Source organism: Capnocytophaga sputigena (assembly GCF_900446695.1).
Lineage (GTDB): Bacteria > Bacteroidota > Bacteroidia > Flavobacteriales > Flavobacteriaceae > Capnocytophaga > Capnocytophaga sputigena.
Genome location: NZ_UAVP01000011.1, coordinates 1 through 15,762, shown reverse-complemented (window position 1 = coordinate 15,762; position 15,762 = coordinate 1). Strand labels below are relative to the sequence as shown.

The 15,762-nt window shown below is 31.4% G+C and carries 17 protein-coding genes; all 17 read left to right on the top strand.

Going from position 1 to position 15,762, the window contains the following annotated elements; all coding sequences use genetic code 11:
- Positions 1-3: 3 nt before the first annotated feature.
- Positions 4-1,065, top strand: a complete 1,062-nt coding sequence (locus tag DR017_RS12140; RefSeq protein ID WP_002682339.1) for a LysM peptidoglycan-binding domain-containing protein — start codon at positions 4-6, stop codon at positions 1,063-1,065.
- Between the two features lie 28 nt (positions 1,066-1,093).
- Positions 1,094-1,702, top strand: coding sequence for a hypothetical protein (locus tag DR017_RS12135; protein WP_002682328.1), 609 nt, complete (start codon positions 1,094-1,096; stop codon positions 1,700-1,702).
- A gap of 61 nt (positions 1,703-1,763) precedes the next feature.
- Entirely contained in the window at positions 1,764-2,354 is a 591-nt protein-coding gene (locus DR017_RS12130; RefSeq protein WP_040362039.1) for a hypothetical protein, read from the top strand.
- A 98-nt stretch (positions 2,355-2,452) separates the two neighbouring features.
- Positions 2,453-2,830 carry a hypothetical protein gene (locus tag DR017_RS14430; RefSeq protein WP_256587582.1) on the top strand — a complete coding sequence of 126 codons (378 nt, stop codon included), beginning with the start codon at positions 2,453-2,455 and terminating at the stop codon, positions 2,828-2,830.
- A gap of 142 nt (positions 2,831-2,972) precedes the next feature.
- Positions 2,973-3,542 (top strand): hypothetical protein, encoded by a 570-nt coding sequence (locus DR017_RS12120; protein ID WP_002682341.1) that lies wholly within the window; start codon positions 2,973-2,975, stop codon positions 3,540-3,542.
- A gap of 14 nt (positions 3,543-3,556) precedes the next feature.
- Complete coding sequence (locus tag DR017_RS12115) at positions 3,557-4,792, top strand: hypothetical protein (RefSeq protein WP_002682336.1); 1,236 nt, start codon at positions 3,557-3,559, stop codon at positions 4,790-4,792.
- Positions 4,793-4,902: 110 nt separating this feature from the next.
- Complete coding sequence (gene tssD, locus DR017_RS12110; protein WP_088594442.1) at positions 4,903-5,298, top strand: type VI secretion system tube protein TssD; 396 nt, start codon at positions 4,903-4,905, stop codon at positions 5,296-5,298.
- 38 nt (positions 5,299-5,336) lie between these two features.
- A complete protein-coding gene (locus DR017_RS12105) occupies positions 5,337-7,229 on the top strand; it encodes a type VI secretion system Vgr family protein (RefSeq protein WP_232755729.1) in 1,893 nt (630 codons plus the stop codon).
- A 19-nt stretch (positions 7,230-7,248) separates the two neighbouring features.
- Positions 7,249-9,912, top strand: a complete 2,664-nt coding sequence (locus DR017_RS12100) for a zinc metalloprotease (protein WP_002682179.1) — start codon at positions 7,249-7,251, stop codon at positions 9,910-9,912.
- Positions 9,903-10,589 carry a hypothetical protein gene (locus tag DR017_RS12095; RefSeq protein ID WP_040361995.1) on the top strand — a complete coding sequence of 229 codons (687 nt, stop codon included), beginning with the start codon at positions 9,903-9,905 and terminating at the stop codon, positions 10,587-10,589. The genes DR017_RS12100 and DR017_RS12095 overlap by 10 nt, the downstream gene beginning before the upstream one ends.
- Positions 10,590-10,636: 47 nt before the next feature.
- Positions 10,637-11,254, top strand: a complete 618-nt coding sequence (locus DR017_RS12090; protein WP_002682176.1) for a hypothetical protein — start codon at positions 10,637-10,639, stop codon at positions 11,252-11,254.
- On the top strand, positions 11,245-11,637 hold the full coding sequence (locus DR017_RS12085; RefSeq protein ID WP_040361996.1) for a hypothetical protein: 393 nt from the start codon (positions 11,245-11,247) through the stop codon (positions 11,635-11,637). Before DR017_RS12090 ends, DR017_RS12085 begins: the two co-directional genes overlap by 10 nt.
- Positions 11,638-11,763: 126 nt before the next feature.
- Positions 11,764-12,579, top strand: coding sequence for a DUF7738 domain-containing protein (locus tag DR017_RS12080; protein WP_002682181.1), 816 nt, complete (start codon positions 11,764-11,766; stop codon positions 12,577-12,579).
- Between the two features lie 6 nt (positions 12,580-12,585).
- The gene (locus tag DR017_RS14425; protein WP_002682180.1) at positions 12,586-13,020 is read left to right on the top strand and encodes a DUF7738 domain-containing protein; all 435 of its coding nucleotides are present in this window, start codon (positions 12,586-12,588) and stop codon (positions 13,018-13,020) included.
- Positions 12,977-13,402 (top strand): hypothetical protein, encoded by a 426-nt coding sequence (locus DR017_RS14420; RefSeq protein ID WP_232501572.1) that lies wholly within the window; start codon positions 12,977-12,979, stop codon positions 13,400-13,402. The genes DR017_RS14425 and DR017_RS14420 overlap by 44 nt, the downstream gene beginning before the upstream one ends.
- Before the next feature lie 65 nt (positions 13,403-13,467).
- Positions 13,468-14,595, top strand: coding sequence for a LysM peptidoglycan-binding domain-containing protein (locus tag DR017_RS12070; RefSeq protein WP_002682169.1), 1,128 nt, complete (start codon positions 13,468-13,470; stop codon positions 14,593-14,595).
- An 11-nt stretch (positions 14,596-14,606) separates the two neighbouring features.
- Positions 14,607-15,762 (top strand): DUF4280 domain-containing protein (locus DR017_RS14535; RefSeq protein ID WP_111944748.1); only part of this gene is annotated, 1,156 nt, incomplete at its 3' end.

Sequence of the window (15,762 nt, the reverse complement as noted above, 5' to 3'; positions counted from 1 at the left end):
ACTATGGAATATATAATATATGAAGTAAAGGCAGATGAAAAACTTGAAGATATTGCAGAAAAACACAGAGTTTCAACTGAAGATATAAAGAAAATTAACCCTAATGTAAGATTCTTTAAATCTTTTTGGGGAGATGAAATAGTAGGTTGTTTACAACAATTGAAAATACCTCAAGAAAATGCTCCTGTCATAGTGGGAAAGATTGTAAAAGAAGATTCTCTTTCTTTTGAAAAAATTGCAAGATTTAGATGTGAACAAACTAATATTACTAAAGTTTTAGATAACATTACTTTTTCATCTACAATCAAAACACAATATTTGCTTTCAGAAGCTAAAGAAAAACTTTACAAAGCTCTACATATATTGTTAGAAGACTATATTCCTCAAGTCAATCCTAATGAATTAGAAGTATCTTTTGAGTTAGTTAAACCCATAGAATTTTTTAAAAACAATATAAAACTGATATTAGATACTAATGGTGATATTGATAAAATAATCAATTTCAAACAAATAGAACGGGAGTGGATAAGATTCAAAAAGAATGAATTACCTAACATCAATTTTTTCAACCAAATAAAAGCACAAAGTGAAGAATCAGCTCGCGATTTTATCAAAATGGGCAATATAGAGTTTTCAAATGAATCAAAATTTAAAGAGGTTCTTTGTAAAAATCTTTTCTACCATATTTTTTTAAAAGCCAATAGGGGAGAAAAAATAGAAGGTTACACTTTTTCTCAAGTCTCTCAGTTATTTCCTAATCAAGAAATAACAGTAAAAGTTAATAAAACAATCGTATCTGAAGATGAGAATACAATAGTTTTTAGGCTTGTTGGTAATTTAGAAAAGAATAAAATCTCTACAGAAGAATTAGAAAAACAATACAATGAAATATATAAACCAATGCTAAAATATTCCTTTACCGACTATGATTATATATATAGAATCACTTATACTTTAAGCAAAAGTACTGGAGTATTATTAGATGGTAAGGTATTGTTAGATGAGAAAATTAAAAATAATTTTGAGTGTATCACCCAATTTGATATTAAACAAGTAGAATTGTAAGAATTATATAACCTAAACGCCTATAAAAATGAATTTTAGAAAGAAAAAAGACAATACTATCAAAAAACAAACAAATCAAGATAAAGAATTAAGTTTTTTTGCAATTTCTGTATGGGAGTGTATTTTTCTTTTTATAGCAATTGTTTTCATAATATTCATTTTTGTAGAAGAGATTATTTACCCTGCAACACTACTTATTTTATTTATGATGAGTTTGGCACTCATAATAATAGGCTTATTTTTTTCTAAAAGGAGTAAAAAAATTTTTATAAAAATAAATGTTGTAGAACATCAGTTTATTTATGACATCAATGGTGAATCACACACTTGCTTTTTTGAGAATGCAAAAATCTTTAGAGGTAAACTACTATTTAAAATAATAGGTTATATATTACGTATTGATAATTGTTTATACTTACTCCACGATGGGAATACCTTTCCTGAAAAACTTGAAGTCAAACAATTTAATTCAGAAGTAGAGATTTTAAGGAATATTATTAATAGTAAATCGAAAAATAAATGGGTTGATATTGTGCCTATTGCAATGAATTTCTTTTTCAATATTTTAGTCTTAGGAGGTGCTTTAGCGGGAATAGTAGGTATGTTTTACATAATTGCTATTTTTATTTATGGATAATTATTCTAATAGCTCTTTTCACAGATAATACACATTGGTTTGACTTTCTAAAATCTTTATTATGAGTGTATCTACCCAATCAAAAACATTTAAATTTTCAGTATTGCCTTTGCGGGAGAGCTTTGCCGTTTTTTTGGTGTTTACTTTTTTGTTTGTTTTCCCCTCTCTTTATTTTCCAAAATGGGCAGGCATCATTATCCGTATATATGTTCCTTTGTTGTGCTTTTGTGCTTTGGGATATTGTCGTATAAGGTCTAAAAAACTTTCTATTGAAATAATTGATAATGATAAACTTAATTGCAGAATCAATAATAAATCATTAGTAGTTCCTTGTAACGAAAACAAAATTTTTTATATAAGGTTATATAAACGTAGAACAGCGTCTATGATACGAATTAAAAACGAACTGTTTTATATTTATACAGAAGATTTTAGTAAAGAAAATATAAAGGAATACGATTTGAATATTAAAGAGTTACAAAGTGTAATTGGCAATAATCCTAACCGCAAACCTATTGATTGGATACCATTTATAATTATCTGGACTATTTACGGCACACTACTTATATGTCTTTCTTTTGCACTTATTTTCTTTATTGCCCTTTTTACAGATAATTTGCATTGGTTTGACTTTTTAAAATCTTTATTATGAGTCTATCTTCCAAATCAAAAACATTTGAATTTTGGTCAATATCCTTATGGGAGGGGATTATTGTTTTTATAATATTTATTATTTTGTTCCATCTACCAATGTTCTATACATCTGAACTTCAGAAATGGTGGGGTATAGTTATTCGTTTATATCTTCCTATGGTGGTTTTATGTACTTTAGGATATGTTAAACTAAGAAGTAGAAAGCTTATTATTGAAGTAAATAAAAAAAATCAACGAGAGTTTATTTACACACGCAATAACGAGCAATTATTAACTGAATTTGAAAAAGTAAAGATTTTTTATCTCAAAAGTTTGAAAGGTAAAATAGGGCGCATATTGCGTATTGAAGGTACATTATATTTTATTTACTCGAAAAATCCTTTTAGCAAAGAGGTCGCAAAACAGTATAAATCAAAAATAGAAGAGTTGCAAGATATTATTGGCAATAATACTAAAAAGAAAGAATTGATTTAGTGCCTTTGAGTATCAATTTATTAATTGATGTCGTACCATTTATTATCATACTATTAGCAATTCTTTATTTAATAGCTCTTTTCACAGATAATACACATTGGTTTGACTTTTTTAAAGAAATGTTTTCCTAGAATAAAACTATATGAGCAAGCATAAAATTCAAAAAACAGAAAACAATCAAATACAAGTTTATCCATTAATAACAACACAAATTATTATGTTTTTAATGTCTCTTGCAACTGTTCTAGTTTATTTCTATCTTCATTCGATGGGAATAACTGTGATTTTTTTTATCTTAATGTATTTTTTTTATTACAAAATACAAGTTCTATTAAGTAAAAATCTGGTTGTTGAAATAACAGATGATAAAATGTTTTTTGTTTTAGATGGAAAGAGAATAGTGTTGAAAAGCTTAAAAATATATGAATATAGGTTTCCTAGAGTTATGGAAAATATCGTGAGATTCAATAATAGTATCGTTATGGTAACTGTTAAAAAAGCTAATATAATGGGAAAGCCTAGCGAAAAAGAAAAGATGCTATTAAAACAATGTATTGAAACTATAAAGACGCATAACAAAGTAGATAGAAGAATAACGTTAGACTTGATACCTATACTTTTTATGTTCGGCACTCACACTATAGTTTATCTTGCTCTCATTTCTATTGTATTATTTATTGTGTTTGCTATTTATTTTATATTCACCTTGTAATATTTATCATTCTTATGAGTATATCATATATACCTAAAGGCACTTTTGCTGTCTGTACTAATCAACTAAATGCTACACCAAGAGAATTTATCACAAGTCGTGGGGAGGTTTCTGTTTTTCATAATGGGAATCCTTTGCTTACAGTGGAAGATAGAAAATTAAAATCTAATTTTACTTGTAAGTCTCCTGTTAATCTAGGCGCTTCTTTTCTTGCTTTTGGAGCAGGTTTAATAGCTGCAGCGTTATTATTTTCTACCCCTCTTGGATGGGGAATATTCTTTTTTGCACTTGGCTTGGGGATTACTTTTTTACAAATCACTCATAGTTGTACTTCTCCAATGCAAAGTGGTAATGGTTGGATCTTACCTCATTCTACTACAAAATTTGACGGCTATAATGCTATAACCCAAATGTCAATGCTCAGTTGTAATAATGGAGGTGTTTTAAAACCTTTCTTTAGTTATTCATTAGCTTGTAAAGCTTCGGTGGAGATTAGAAATAACAATTATACTGAAATTGGAATAAATGTAATTGTATCATTTTTTACAGGTTTATTGTTGCCTGAAGCTTTTTCAACAAAGGGAGTATTTAAAGTTTTACGTACAAATGCAATAGGTTTAGGAGTTACTTGGTCTATTCAATATGCTCAAAGAGGATATATGCGTAGAGATGAAGAGCTTTCTGATAATCTAGTATATCAAAATATGAATGAATCTGTAGATAAGAATATGTTTTTCCCTGATAAAAATCCTATTTCAGATTATTCAAAATTTCCCAACCCCTCTGACTTAAATGATATTGCGAGTCTTGAAAGTTTCAAAGATGCTGTTAAACAAGGTAAAATAACTTCTAATAACTCTTATGCACAGGGTCAGTTAAACAAATTTAGTAACTATACTACTAATCAATTAAAAAATAGCACTGAATTTCAAAAATTTTTAAGCGAAATTGATAAAAATACTTATGGAAAAGATTTAAGAAAATCTATGTTTAGTGATTTTAGAGATTCCTCTCGCCGTAATAACAAATTAAAATCTACAACCAAAGCAGTTCGAAATGCAATTGCTCAAAATCAAATTGATATTAAAAGATCTTTTTATGGAATGTTGAGGAAAGCAGGTGAAGGTTCTCTATTCTTCCTACCTTTTGTCTCTACTTATTTTTCTGAAAATATGAGAAAATATTTTGCAAAAGAAGCTTTCAAAGATATGAATAATGGAATAAATGTAGTGTCTCAGAACCCTCTATAAAACCATAGAGCTTTAAAAACTTTACTACCGCTACATATAAGCTTTAGAGTGCTGCCCAATTTTTGTAAAAAACAAAAAGAACTAAGTTTAATTCATAAAATAAAAAGAATATGTCATTCAAAGTTAAATTAGAATTAGAAGGTAAAACCTACAATGTATTAGCTTGTAAATATAATTTTACACAAGATGTAGATCAAACAGGACTACCTAAAGGAATGCCAAGAGGTGGTGAGATCTTTATTCGTTTGGAAAGTACAGGAGAACCTGACTTGTTCAAATGGATGAATAGCGTTAGTGAAACCAAAGATGGTAAGATTATTTACTATCGTAGAGATGCAATGAGCAAATTGCAGGAACTTTCTTTTAAAAAAGCTTTCTGTATAAGTTTTACAGAAGACTTTAATGCTAATAGCACAGAACCCTTGCAAATTGAACTTGTTCTATCTGCTCAGCAACTCATTGTAAATGGAGTACCACATAACAAACAATGGAAAATGGGTATTTAAATTTGTAATCTCAAATTTCATCCGTAAAAAAGAATCTTATGAATAACAACACCTCATCTGTACCAGGTCGTGTGAACGACCCCAAAACCTTTGCAAAATTTGCTTCGGTGAAAAGTTTTCAAGATTTCTTGAAAGATAAAGATAATCCTGTAGTGATGATTACCCTTTCCCTCAATGGTAAAGGATTTTTAGACACTGCCACTTTTTCTTTACAACTTTCACAGCACACCAATGCCCACGACGAATTTACCATTGTGGTCAATGATACAGCTATCGACGACTTCACAGGGCAAGTGATGAAAAACTCCAAAGATCTTTTAGGAGAGAACATTACTATTCATTTCCATCATCACGGAAGTATTGTACAATCTTTCAAAGGAATTATAGCCAATATCCGCAACCGCAAAGACGAAGGAGGCGGACACGGCAGGCTCTATATCTCTGGCTATGCACCAAGTATCATTTTAGAAAATGGTAAAGACTGTCAGTCGTATGAGAACAAAACCCTCCCTGAAATCATCGCCGAAGCCACTACTGAATACCCTCAAGAAGCCAAGGTAAATACCGAAGGAATGATCAATACCAAGTATAAAATTCCTTATGTGGTACAATACAAAGAATCCGATTATCACTTTATCAGTAGGTTAGCCCGCCGTTATGGCGAGTTTTTCTACTACAATGGCACCCAGCTCATTTTCAGCAACGAAGCACAGAACACAGTAGAGCTTTTTGAAGGAGATGATATGATCGATGTAGAGTTTGAACTAATGATCAAGCCTCAAAACTTCACCTATTTGTCCTATGATGCCGAAACAGCAGGTACCGAACAAAAAAAGACCCAAGAAGTACACTTGCAGGACAAGGTAAATCCTTTTCAGTTTGCAGCTATCAAAGCCTCAAACAAAGTCTTTACCAAAGTGCCCGAGATGCCTTATGTAGCCATACCCGAACAGTTCAGAGGTGATTATTTAAAAGATGTAGTACGCCGTGAGAAAGAAAGCCGTGAACAGCTGATGCAAGTGCGAGGCAAAAGTCGCAACCCCCACGTGCGCATAGGGGGCTTTGTAAAACTCAAAGACATCAATGGCAAGCCAATGGAAACCTACCGAGTGATAGATATCAAACACTATCAATCAGGTGATGAGTATTACAACGAGTTCATTGCCATTCCTGATGTATATATCGCTTACTATTATGATGAAGGAGCCCTCCCACGAGCTGAACAGCAAATAGCCAGAGTAGTGGACAATAACGACCCTAAGGGCTTAGGGCGCGTACGCGTACAGTTTATCTGGCAAGAAAAATACCAAGCTCAAACCCCTTGGATACGAGTAGTACAACCCCACGCAGGAGGTGGCAAAGGCTTTTACTTCATCCCCGAAATAGGCGAAGAGGTATGGGTAGACTTTGAAGACCAAAACGCCGAACGCCCCTTTGTAGTAGGAAGCAACTACAACGGCAAGGAATACAGTCCTTTCCACAACACAAACAACGATATCAAAGCTATACAAACCCGCAGCGGACACAAACTCGTCTTCACCGAAGACGAAAGCATTTTGCTATCCGACAAAAACGGTAATACCTTAAGATTCGATACCCAAGGCAAAAATATAGAGATTTCTGCCCCCGAAACAATAAGTATAAGGTGCAAAAACTTCGAGCTAAATGCTTCTCAAAACATTAAAACAGAGGCAGGTCAAGACCATATAGAGACTATCACCAAAGATAAGAGAACTACAATAAGCCAAAATTTCTCTGTAGAAGTTACGGGTGATATGATTGAACATATCTCAGGAAGTATAGATTCCCACACCGACCAAGAACGAAAAATATCATCTAATGATATGGGTATTGAGTCTAAGCATAATATGCGAGCTAAAGCCTCTGGTAAAACACAGCGTTTTAGTGGAGAACAAACTATGGACAACTAACATATAAAAGAAAAAAGCGATGAGCAAAATAACTATATGTGAAGGAAATATCAAATGGACGAGCAAGGGAAACACCGTGCTCCACGCTTTCGATGGCGACATTTCTTTCTCTGCAGGAGAATGCAATATATGGAGCGGTGAGCAAGGTAACGAAACTGGTGAATACATCGCAGAAGTGGTTGGTCATCAGAATGAAAAATTTATTGCTTGTATTGATTTCTATCGTTCTCGTGAACATTCTGAAGGTAAATATGGAAAATTAGACACTCAATACAACGGAGAGTTTGGTTTTGATAGATTTGACTCTAAAGTTTGTGCTGAAGGGCTTTTTTCAGAATATGAGAAAATAAGAACCGTCTTAACTTCAGAAAATACCTATGGAAAAGAAAAAGTATACCTATGCCCCTATTTGAGCATTTGGCCTCCTGAAATTAAAGTGGACGGAAAAACAATCAAGAAAAAAAATGAAGTAACCCTCTTTGTAAAAGCAAATAAAGCAACCGATATAAGCAAGAAAAACGAGAGAGCTACTAAAGCAACTATTGTGTTTAGTTTAGAAGGAGAAAATTTAAAAAATGAAATAGTAATTTCTCCTAATAAATTAGACTTGGAAATAGGAAAAGAAGCTATGCCTATTTCTATAAAATGTAATGCTCCTTTCAAAAAGGATATAAAGCTAATTGCTAAATCTGTTGATGAAGGTCAAGTTTTAGGGCAATTAATAATAAAAGCCAACGCTGTTGTTTACCAAACTACTTTGCAACCCATAGAAATTATTTTTGGTAGTGCAAATAAGGATATAGCAAATGATTTGCCTACTACTATAGATAATAATTTCTTTATAGAACTGGTGAATTTTTTAAATACAAAATCTCTCAACCAAGCATACATACACATCACCTTAGCCTCTACTATTAAGCAAGTTACCTTTTCAAAACAAGAGTTCGAAGGTAAAGGTCTTTTTTATACAAAAGATGGAAATACATATTTAAAAATGGGAGCTAATGATGACAATGATGAATTAAATAATAACAAAGATGAATTAAATAAATTAAACAAAAAAAAGGATCAAAGTAAAGCTTCAGAATATAGTATTTTAGTAGAAAATAGATACGTTGCAAGACTTAATAACCTCCAAAACAAACAAAATCAAAAAGAGAGAGCGGATAAAAAGAAACAAAACTTCATAAATGAATTAAAAAAATATTACAAATATGAAAGAGGAGATAAATTAAAGAGAGTGTACAAATGCCATTCCAAGAAAATGGTAAAAACGATATGGGAAAAAGAAAATATCACAACTCTATTTGAAGAGTGGAAAAAAGAAGAAGAAGCTTATCTACAAATGCAATCAAATATATCTTTAGATAAAAAAGGGAAATTACACGCTTTTTTCACTAAGGATATTCTTACAGCAGGGAATCCTGATAGAAAGACATTAGCTTATTCTAAAATAGGATCTGGAGTATCTCATATTTTTAAAGAAGCTTTCATAAACGCTGATGAAAAAGCTTTTGCAACTATTGCTCACGAGTTAGGCCATGCTCTTGAATTAGAGCATACTTTTAGTGATAAGTTAGGAGTATATATAAAAGGGCAAGAAGATGATGAGAATGAAATAGGATCAGAAAAGAATAACATAGAACAAGAAATTAAAAATTTTGAAGAAATTATAAAGAATATTGAAGAAGAAAAGAATTTTTGCCGAAGAAAGAAAATAGGAAAACAAGGATATCTGCTGTTAAAAGAACTGAGAAGTTACTATGAAATAATATGTAAATACATAGTATTTTCGACTAACCCAAATCTTTCAGTAGAAATTTTTGAAAAAACAATAAATGATATTATAAACAAAGAAGAAAGTGAAATTGTAGAAGAAGATGTAGAAACACTTATAATTTCATTAGAGAATAAAAAACAAAATTCAGAAGATAGAATAAGTGAAGAAAAAAATAAGTTAAAAATAGTCCAAGCAGAGAAACCTAAAGCAAGTACTAAAACAGTGGAATACCCAAAATACAAAGAACAATCTACAACATTAGAAAATTTTATGGATTACGAACAATACGAAAATAGCATTGAGAATAATAAAAATTTCTTGCGAAAGACCTTTTATCAATGGCAATGGAAAGAAATGCAGGAAGCAGGGATTAAAGAAGTCTTAAAAATCCTTACCTTGCTCGTACTTTTGTTACTCTCATCTTGTTCTATTAAAAAACAATACTATGCTTATGAGAGTGAACAGAAAGATAAAGAAGGAAGACCTTTGCAATATTATACATTAGAACATCAGTCAGGACGTAGATTCAAAACAAACATTATACGTTTTTCGGATTTAATGACTTATAATATCTTTGTAATGATAGAAGCAGGTGAAGATTATACTTTTTTTGCTTGGAGTGTCGATACAAGTTCCACAAGAAAACCTTATTATGAAACACGTACAGCTGCTATGTTTAAACAAACCATCTTTGAAAAATTATATAGTATTGATGCTAAAAAAGCGATATTTAGATATAAAAATGATGTTGAGTTCAGTAGAAAAATCTTTAACGAAACAGCAGACTATTTACTCAAAGAACGTTTTTACACTTATGATCTTTGGTTTCCTCCTGAGATGAAAAGAGTAAGGAGAATTGATGAGTCTAAATTTCCTAAAGGTAGTGTAATCAAATGGAAATAAAAAAACAATCTACAACATTAGAAAATTTTATGGATTACGAACAATACAAAAACAGTAATCCTAATACAGATTTCATGCGAAAAACCTTTTATCAATGGCAATGGAAGAAAATGCAAGAAACAGGATTTTCAAATAGTTTTTTAAAAACAATTTCAATACTAATATTTTTCTCTGTTTTCTTATCTTGTAAATCACTTTATAGTACTCAGTACAAATACTATGTATATGAAAGTGAGAAGAAAAATGAGCAAGGACTCCCAATGCAATACTATGCTTTACTATATAATGATCCTCATTTTATAAAGTTACGATTTTTTGACTATACAAATTGTGATAGTGGAACTATCATAGAAATATCTACTACAGAAGAAGATGCTTTTTTCTTTTGGATAGATTCTTCTCTTACAACTAATGTATCTCTTGTGCAAGACACAATTTTTAGAAAACTATATTTTGTAGAAGATCAAAAGGCTACACTTAGATTTAAATATAGTAAACAACAATTTTATGAGTTGAGTAGAAAAATTATTGATGAATCAGATGACTATATACTAAAAGAAAATTTTAACACTTTTTGCCTTTGGTTCCCTCCTGAAATGAAAAGAGTAAAGAAAATAGATGAGTCTAAATTCCCTAAAAGAAGTATGAAAGTTATGAAGAAATTTTTCAATAAATAATGATACTTCCTATAAAAAAGAAAATTTGTGATTAATTAGAAAATTTTATGGATTACGAACAATACGAAAATAGCATTGAGAATAATAAAAATTTCTTGCGAAAAACCTTTTATCAATGGCAATGGAAGAAAATGCAAAATATAGGATTTTCAAATAGTTTTTTAAAAACAATTTCAATACTAATATTTTTCTCTGTTTTCTTATCTTGTAAATCTTTTTATAAGATTCAAGATGAATATTATGTATATGAAAATATAGAGGAAAACAAAACATCTGTACAATACTATGCTTTAATATATACATCTGCAGGAGAGACCATATTGCAATTTTCAGATCCTATAAACTATCCTATTACTCCTATGATAAGAATTTATTCAATAGATCTTGGAACGTCTTTAGTTAGCTTTTATAAAGATATTAATGACCAGTATGTGACTTATAATGTGGGAACTAAAGATACTATTTTTAGTAAGTTATATGTGAAGTATCGAAGTGAAGAAATCAAGCTTAGGTATGATACTAATCAATTAAATAAATTGATTAGTAAAGAAGCAAAAGAAGTACTTATTTGGAATACAAATTTTTGGTTTCCTCCTCAGATGAAAAGAGTAAAGAAAATAGATTATTCTAAATTCCCTAAGGATACTGCAATCAAATGGAAATAAAAGAACAATCTACAACATTAGAAAATTTTATGGATTACGAACAATACGAAAACAGAAATCCTAATACTGATTTCTTGCGTAAAACCTTTTATCAATGGCAATGGAAAGAAATGCAAAATATAGGATTTTCAAGAAAATATTTAATAAAAACTATTTTTATATTATTACTTTTTTGTGTTTCATCTTGTAAAACTACTCATCAAAGTTTTGTAAAATATTATGCTTATGAGAGTAAAGAAAAGTTTAGCAATGGTCTACCAGTACTATATTATACGTTGGAAAGTAGTCCTAATAAACAAATTATACGTTTTTCGAGCTCACAAGAGTATGATGAAGCTTCTGTCCTAAAAATATATGGAGAAAAAAGTTTCCGACTGGGCTAAAGAGAATAAAACCAAATTAGAAAAACTCTGCGAGCCTACTATTGCAACACATACACATAAGATAGCAAAAAGAGAAATAAGCAAATGGTTAAATAAAATAAAGGAAATAAAAAAATACTTTAGCAAATGAAACAATTAGTAATATTTTTAGCTATAAGTGTAGTCTGCTTATCCTGTGGACAAGAAAAAAAACAAATGATAAATACAGATTTTCAAATTACAGAGTGTAGTGCTTTGTATAAAGGGAAACCATTGCCCTTTGGCAAACCCATTGAAGAATGGGAGAAGATATTTGGTAAAGTTTCAAGAAAACAGTATGAATGTGTTTATATTTGGGACGATTTAGGTATAGCTATAGAGAATCCTACGACTACTAATAGCGATCCTTATGACCCCTCACCTAAAACAAGAAAATACGATGTTCTCTATATCTTTTATGCCAACTTAGATAGCCCTGCTGGAAGAAAGGAAAAATTGTCTTTTGCCCCAAGTTATTGTAGTGATGCAATGGAAAAATATGAAGAGAAATACAATCTTACTCATGATGAGGTTTGGGATAAACTAAATTATAAGCAAGGAGAAGGGTATACCAATATTAGAATTTTAAAAGAATTCTTTTTCCTGCCCTACAATATATATGATAAATCAGTTACCATAGATGGGGCAGAGGTAAAGGCAGGAATGTCTCTAAAAGAGTTTAATAAAAATCGTAGAGCCTTAGGGATTAATATGTTTACTTTTCGTGATGTAAATATGAATTTGATTAATGAACACGGGAAAACGGAAGGAGACGGCGAGTTTTGGGATGATTATCGAAAAAATTTCTGTGAAGAACAAGGGCATTATATTCTTTGCAGTCTTCAATATAGCGATAATGCTTTGGAATATATTAAAATAGGCTATGGAATCAACGGAGATGATGAAAATATGTATTCATTCTAACTATTTATGAAACAATTAGTAATATTTTTAGCTATAAGTGTAGTCTGCTTATCCTGTGGACAAGAAAAAAAACAAATGATAAATACAGATTTTCAAATTACAGAGTGTAGTGCTTTGTATAAAGGGAAACCATTGCCCTTTGGCAAACCCATTGAAGAATGGGAGAAGATATTTGGTAAAGTTTCTAGAAAAGAGTCGTTTGGACGTATTTTTATTTGGGACAATTTAGGTATATCTATAGTTAATTTTGCTGTTGCTGGTGAGCCTTATGACCCTTCACCTAAAACAAGAAAATACGATGTTCTCTATATCTTTTATGCCAACTTAGATAGCCCTGCTGGGAGAAAGGAAAAATTGTCTTTTATCCCAACAGATTACCTTGAAGCAATGGAAAAATATGAAGAGAAATACAATCTTACTCATGATGAGGTTTGGGAATAAACTAAATTATAAGCAAGGAGAAGGGTATACCAATATTAGAATTTTAAAAGAATTCTTTTTCCTACCCTACAATATATATGATAAATCAGTTACCATAGATGGGGCAGAGGTAAAGGCAGGAATGTCTCTAAAAGAGTTTAATAAAAATCGCAGAGCCTTAGGGGTTAATAAGTTTACTTTTCGTGATGTAAATATGAATTTGATTAACGAACACGGGAAAACGGAAGGAGACGGCGAGTTTTGGGATGATTATCGAAAAAATTTCTGTGAAGAACAAGGGCATTATATTCTTTGCAGTCTTCAATATAGCGATAATGTTTTGGAATATATTAAAATAGGCTATGGAATCAACGGAGATGATGAAAATATGTATTCATTCTAACTATTTATGAAACAATTTACAATCCTTATCATATAGAGTTAGTATTAATTGGATGAAAATAAAAATTGAGCACTCATAAATTACACATAGTACAAAAAGGTGAAACCTTACAAAGCATTGCTGAAAAGTACCACATTTCAGTAGAAGCTCTTCGTAGGTATCATAACACCTATTGTGAACTGTCAGATTTGATAGAAGAGAAACTCACACATCACAAAAAAATATTTATACCTCAGTCCGCCCCTGAAAACACCAACAAAAATATTACTCCAACAGCCAAAAAACCTATTTTATCATACAACCCACATCATTGTCGGTATCAATATGGAGTAACAATCACCATAGAAGAAGCAGGCAAAAAAGACGAGTTGAAATATGAAGTTGCTGTCAAATGGATACAAAAATATGAGGAATATCACATTTTTGAAATCGACAGAAACTCAAAAATATACATCAATGAAGAGGAAACCAATCTCATTGCAGATGTATTGGCATATAAAACCTCAAAAGTGCTCTATCCAATGCACATTTTGGTAAGTGATAAAGCCGAACTGGTAGATATCGCCACTTATAATAAGTACAGAGAACGTTGGAAAACAGTAAAAGAAGAAGTACTTAAAGAGTTTACAGGAGAGGTGGTAACCTCGTACCTCAAAAAAATAGAAGATATACTTAAAGAACCCAGTTTATTGATGTTGTATCTATCAGGCGATTTCTTTTTGCGAACCTTATTTTTAGGTTATAGCGAAAATTTCACTCAGAGCAATATTTTTGAAAAAGATATTCATTATCCTATTGTAAAAAATACCAAAGAACCTAACTATAAAGCACAACTAAAATTAGCCGAAGCCTTAGATGAGTATAACTTATTGCATTTAGAAATCAAAGGTTCTTTAGACGACAAGCGTTCTAAAGAGGATTTTATAAACGGTTATCTCTTCCCCAATGAGGAAGAAGGAGTTATGGGTACAAAATCAGAAGGACAGTTGTATGGCAGCTATTTTCTAAATCCCAATAATGGTATGCCCGAGGCATTACAACTTGAGGTGAGTATAGGTTTAGCTACCGAGAAAAAAGTAACGGTAATGATAGCTAATACAGTCGATGAAAAAATAATTTTGAGAGATCCTAAGAATAGTGTATATCAAGAACAAAATACCACTTGGGTAAGTATCAAAGATAAACTAAAATAAAAACACTCGTTATGGCAGAAAAACATATTGTAGTACAAGGAGCTATTTGTAAATGCCAATACGGGCAAGCTCCCGATACGCTAAAAGTCCTTTCTCACGACAAGGAATATGCAAACGATAAGGACGCTTCCAAAAAGCGCATTGCCACCACTAAAGAGATAGGAGGAGCAACCTTAGAGAAAAACACTTTTGGCAACTGCTTGAAAATAGGAGGAAATCCCCCGCCGCCTTGTAAACCAGTGATTACAGAGTGGAAGGATTTCTACAACAAAGTAACCCTTAGCAATGGAGGCAATATCTTGTTAGAAGATAGCAAAGCCGTATGTGCTATAGCGGGAACTCCTTGCATTGAAATTATCGATCACGGACAACGAACCGAAGCCAGTGCCCAAAATTTCAAAAATGTCAATAAAGAAATTCAACGACAAATAAATCCATTGGTAAACCCTCAGGAATTATTTCAGCGTATGGAATTGGAAACAGGCTACGGAATGAGTTTTCAGGAGGAAGAGAAGTTTTGGGAAGAAAGCGTTGATGATAAGCAGGAGGAAACTATCGTAACTATAACTATTACTAACATTTCCTTAGGAAAAACAAAAATAGGTGTGATAGGAAGTGAAGCATATAGCAATTCTGGAAAACGGATACAATTAGATGTGGACTATTACAAAGTAGTAGTTGAAGATAACAAAAGTAAAAGTAAAAATATATACCATGTAACTCGCGATGCACCAATTATGGATACAGATAACCCTATAACCAGAAAGAAAATTAAAAGAAACTTGGATAATAAGGTAATAGAGCAAGAATATCTAAATGTTATAAATTCAGCTTTTGAACCTATGGATGAATTCGAATTTAAAGTTGCCGTTGTCCCTAATTATCATGGGGCCAATGCATTTGCTCTTAAGAATTCAAAGGGAGATAATAAGTTGAAAGCATACCCCGTATCTTTACCAAGTGATAAGTCGTGGGATTTTTATAGACGAAAAGACAGAAATTATGCTTCCGAAGTGATGATTCACATAGGAGGAGCTTTAAATTCGTCAGGAAGTACTATGGGGTCTGTAGGTTGTTTTACAGCAACTAATAAAGACGCAGGAGTAAACGGAATGACCAATTTTTTTAATGATATTAGAAAAAGAGCTCCGAAGGATAGGCTTATTA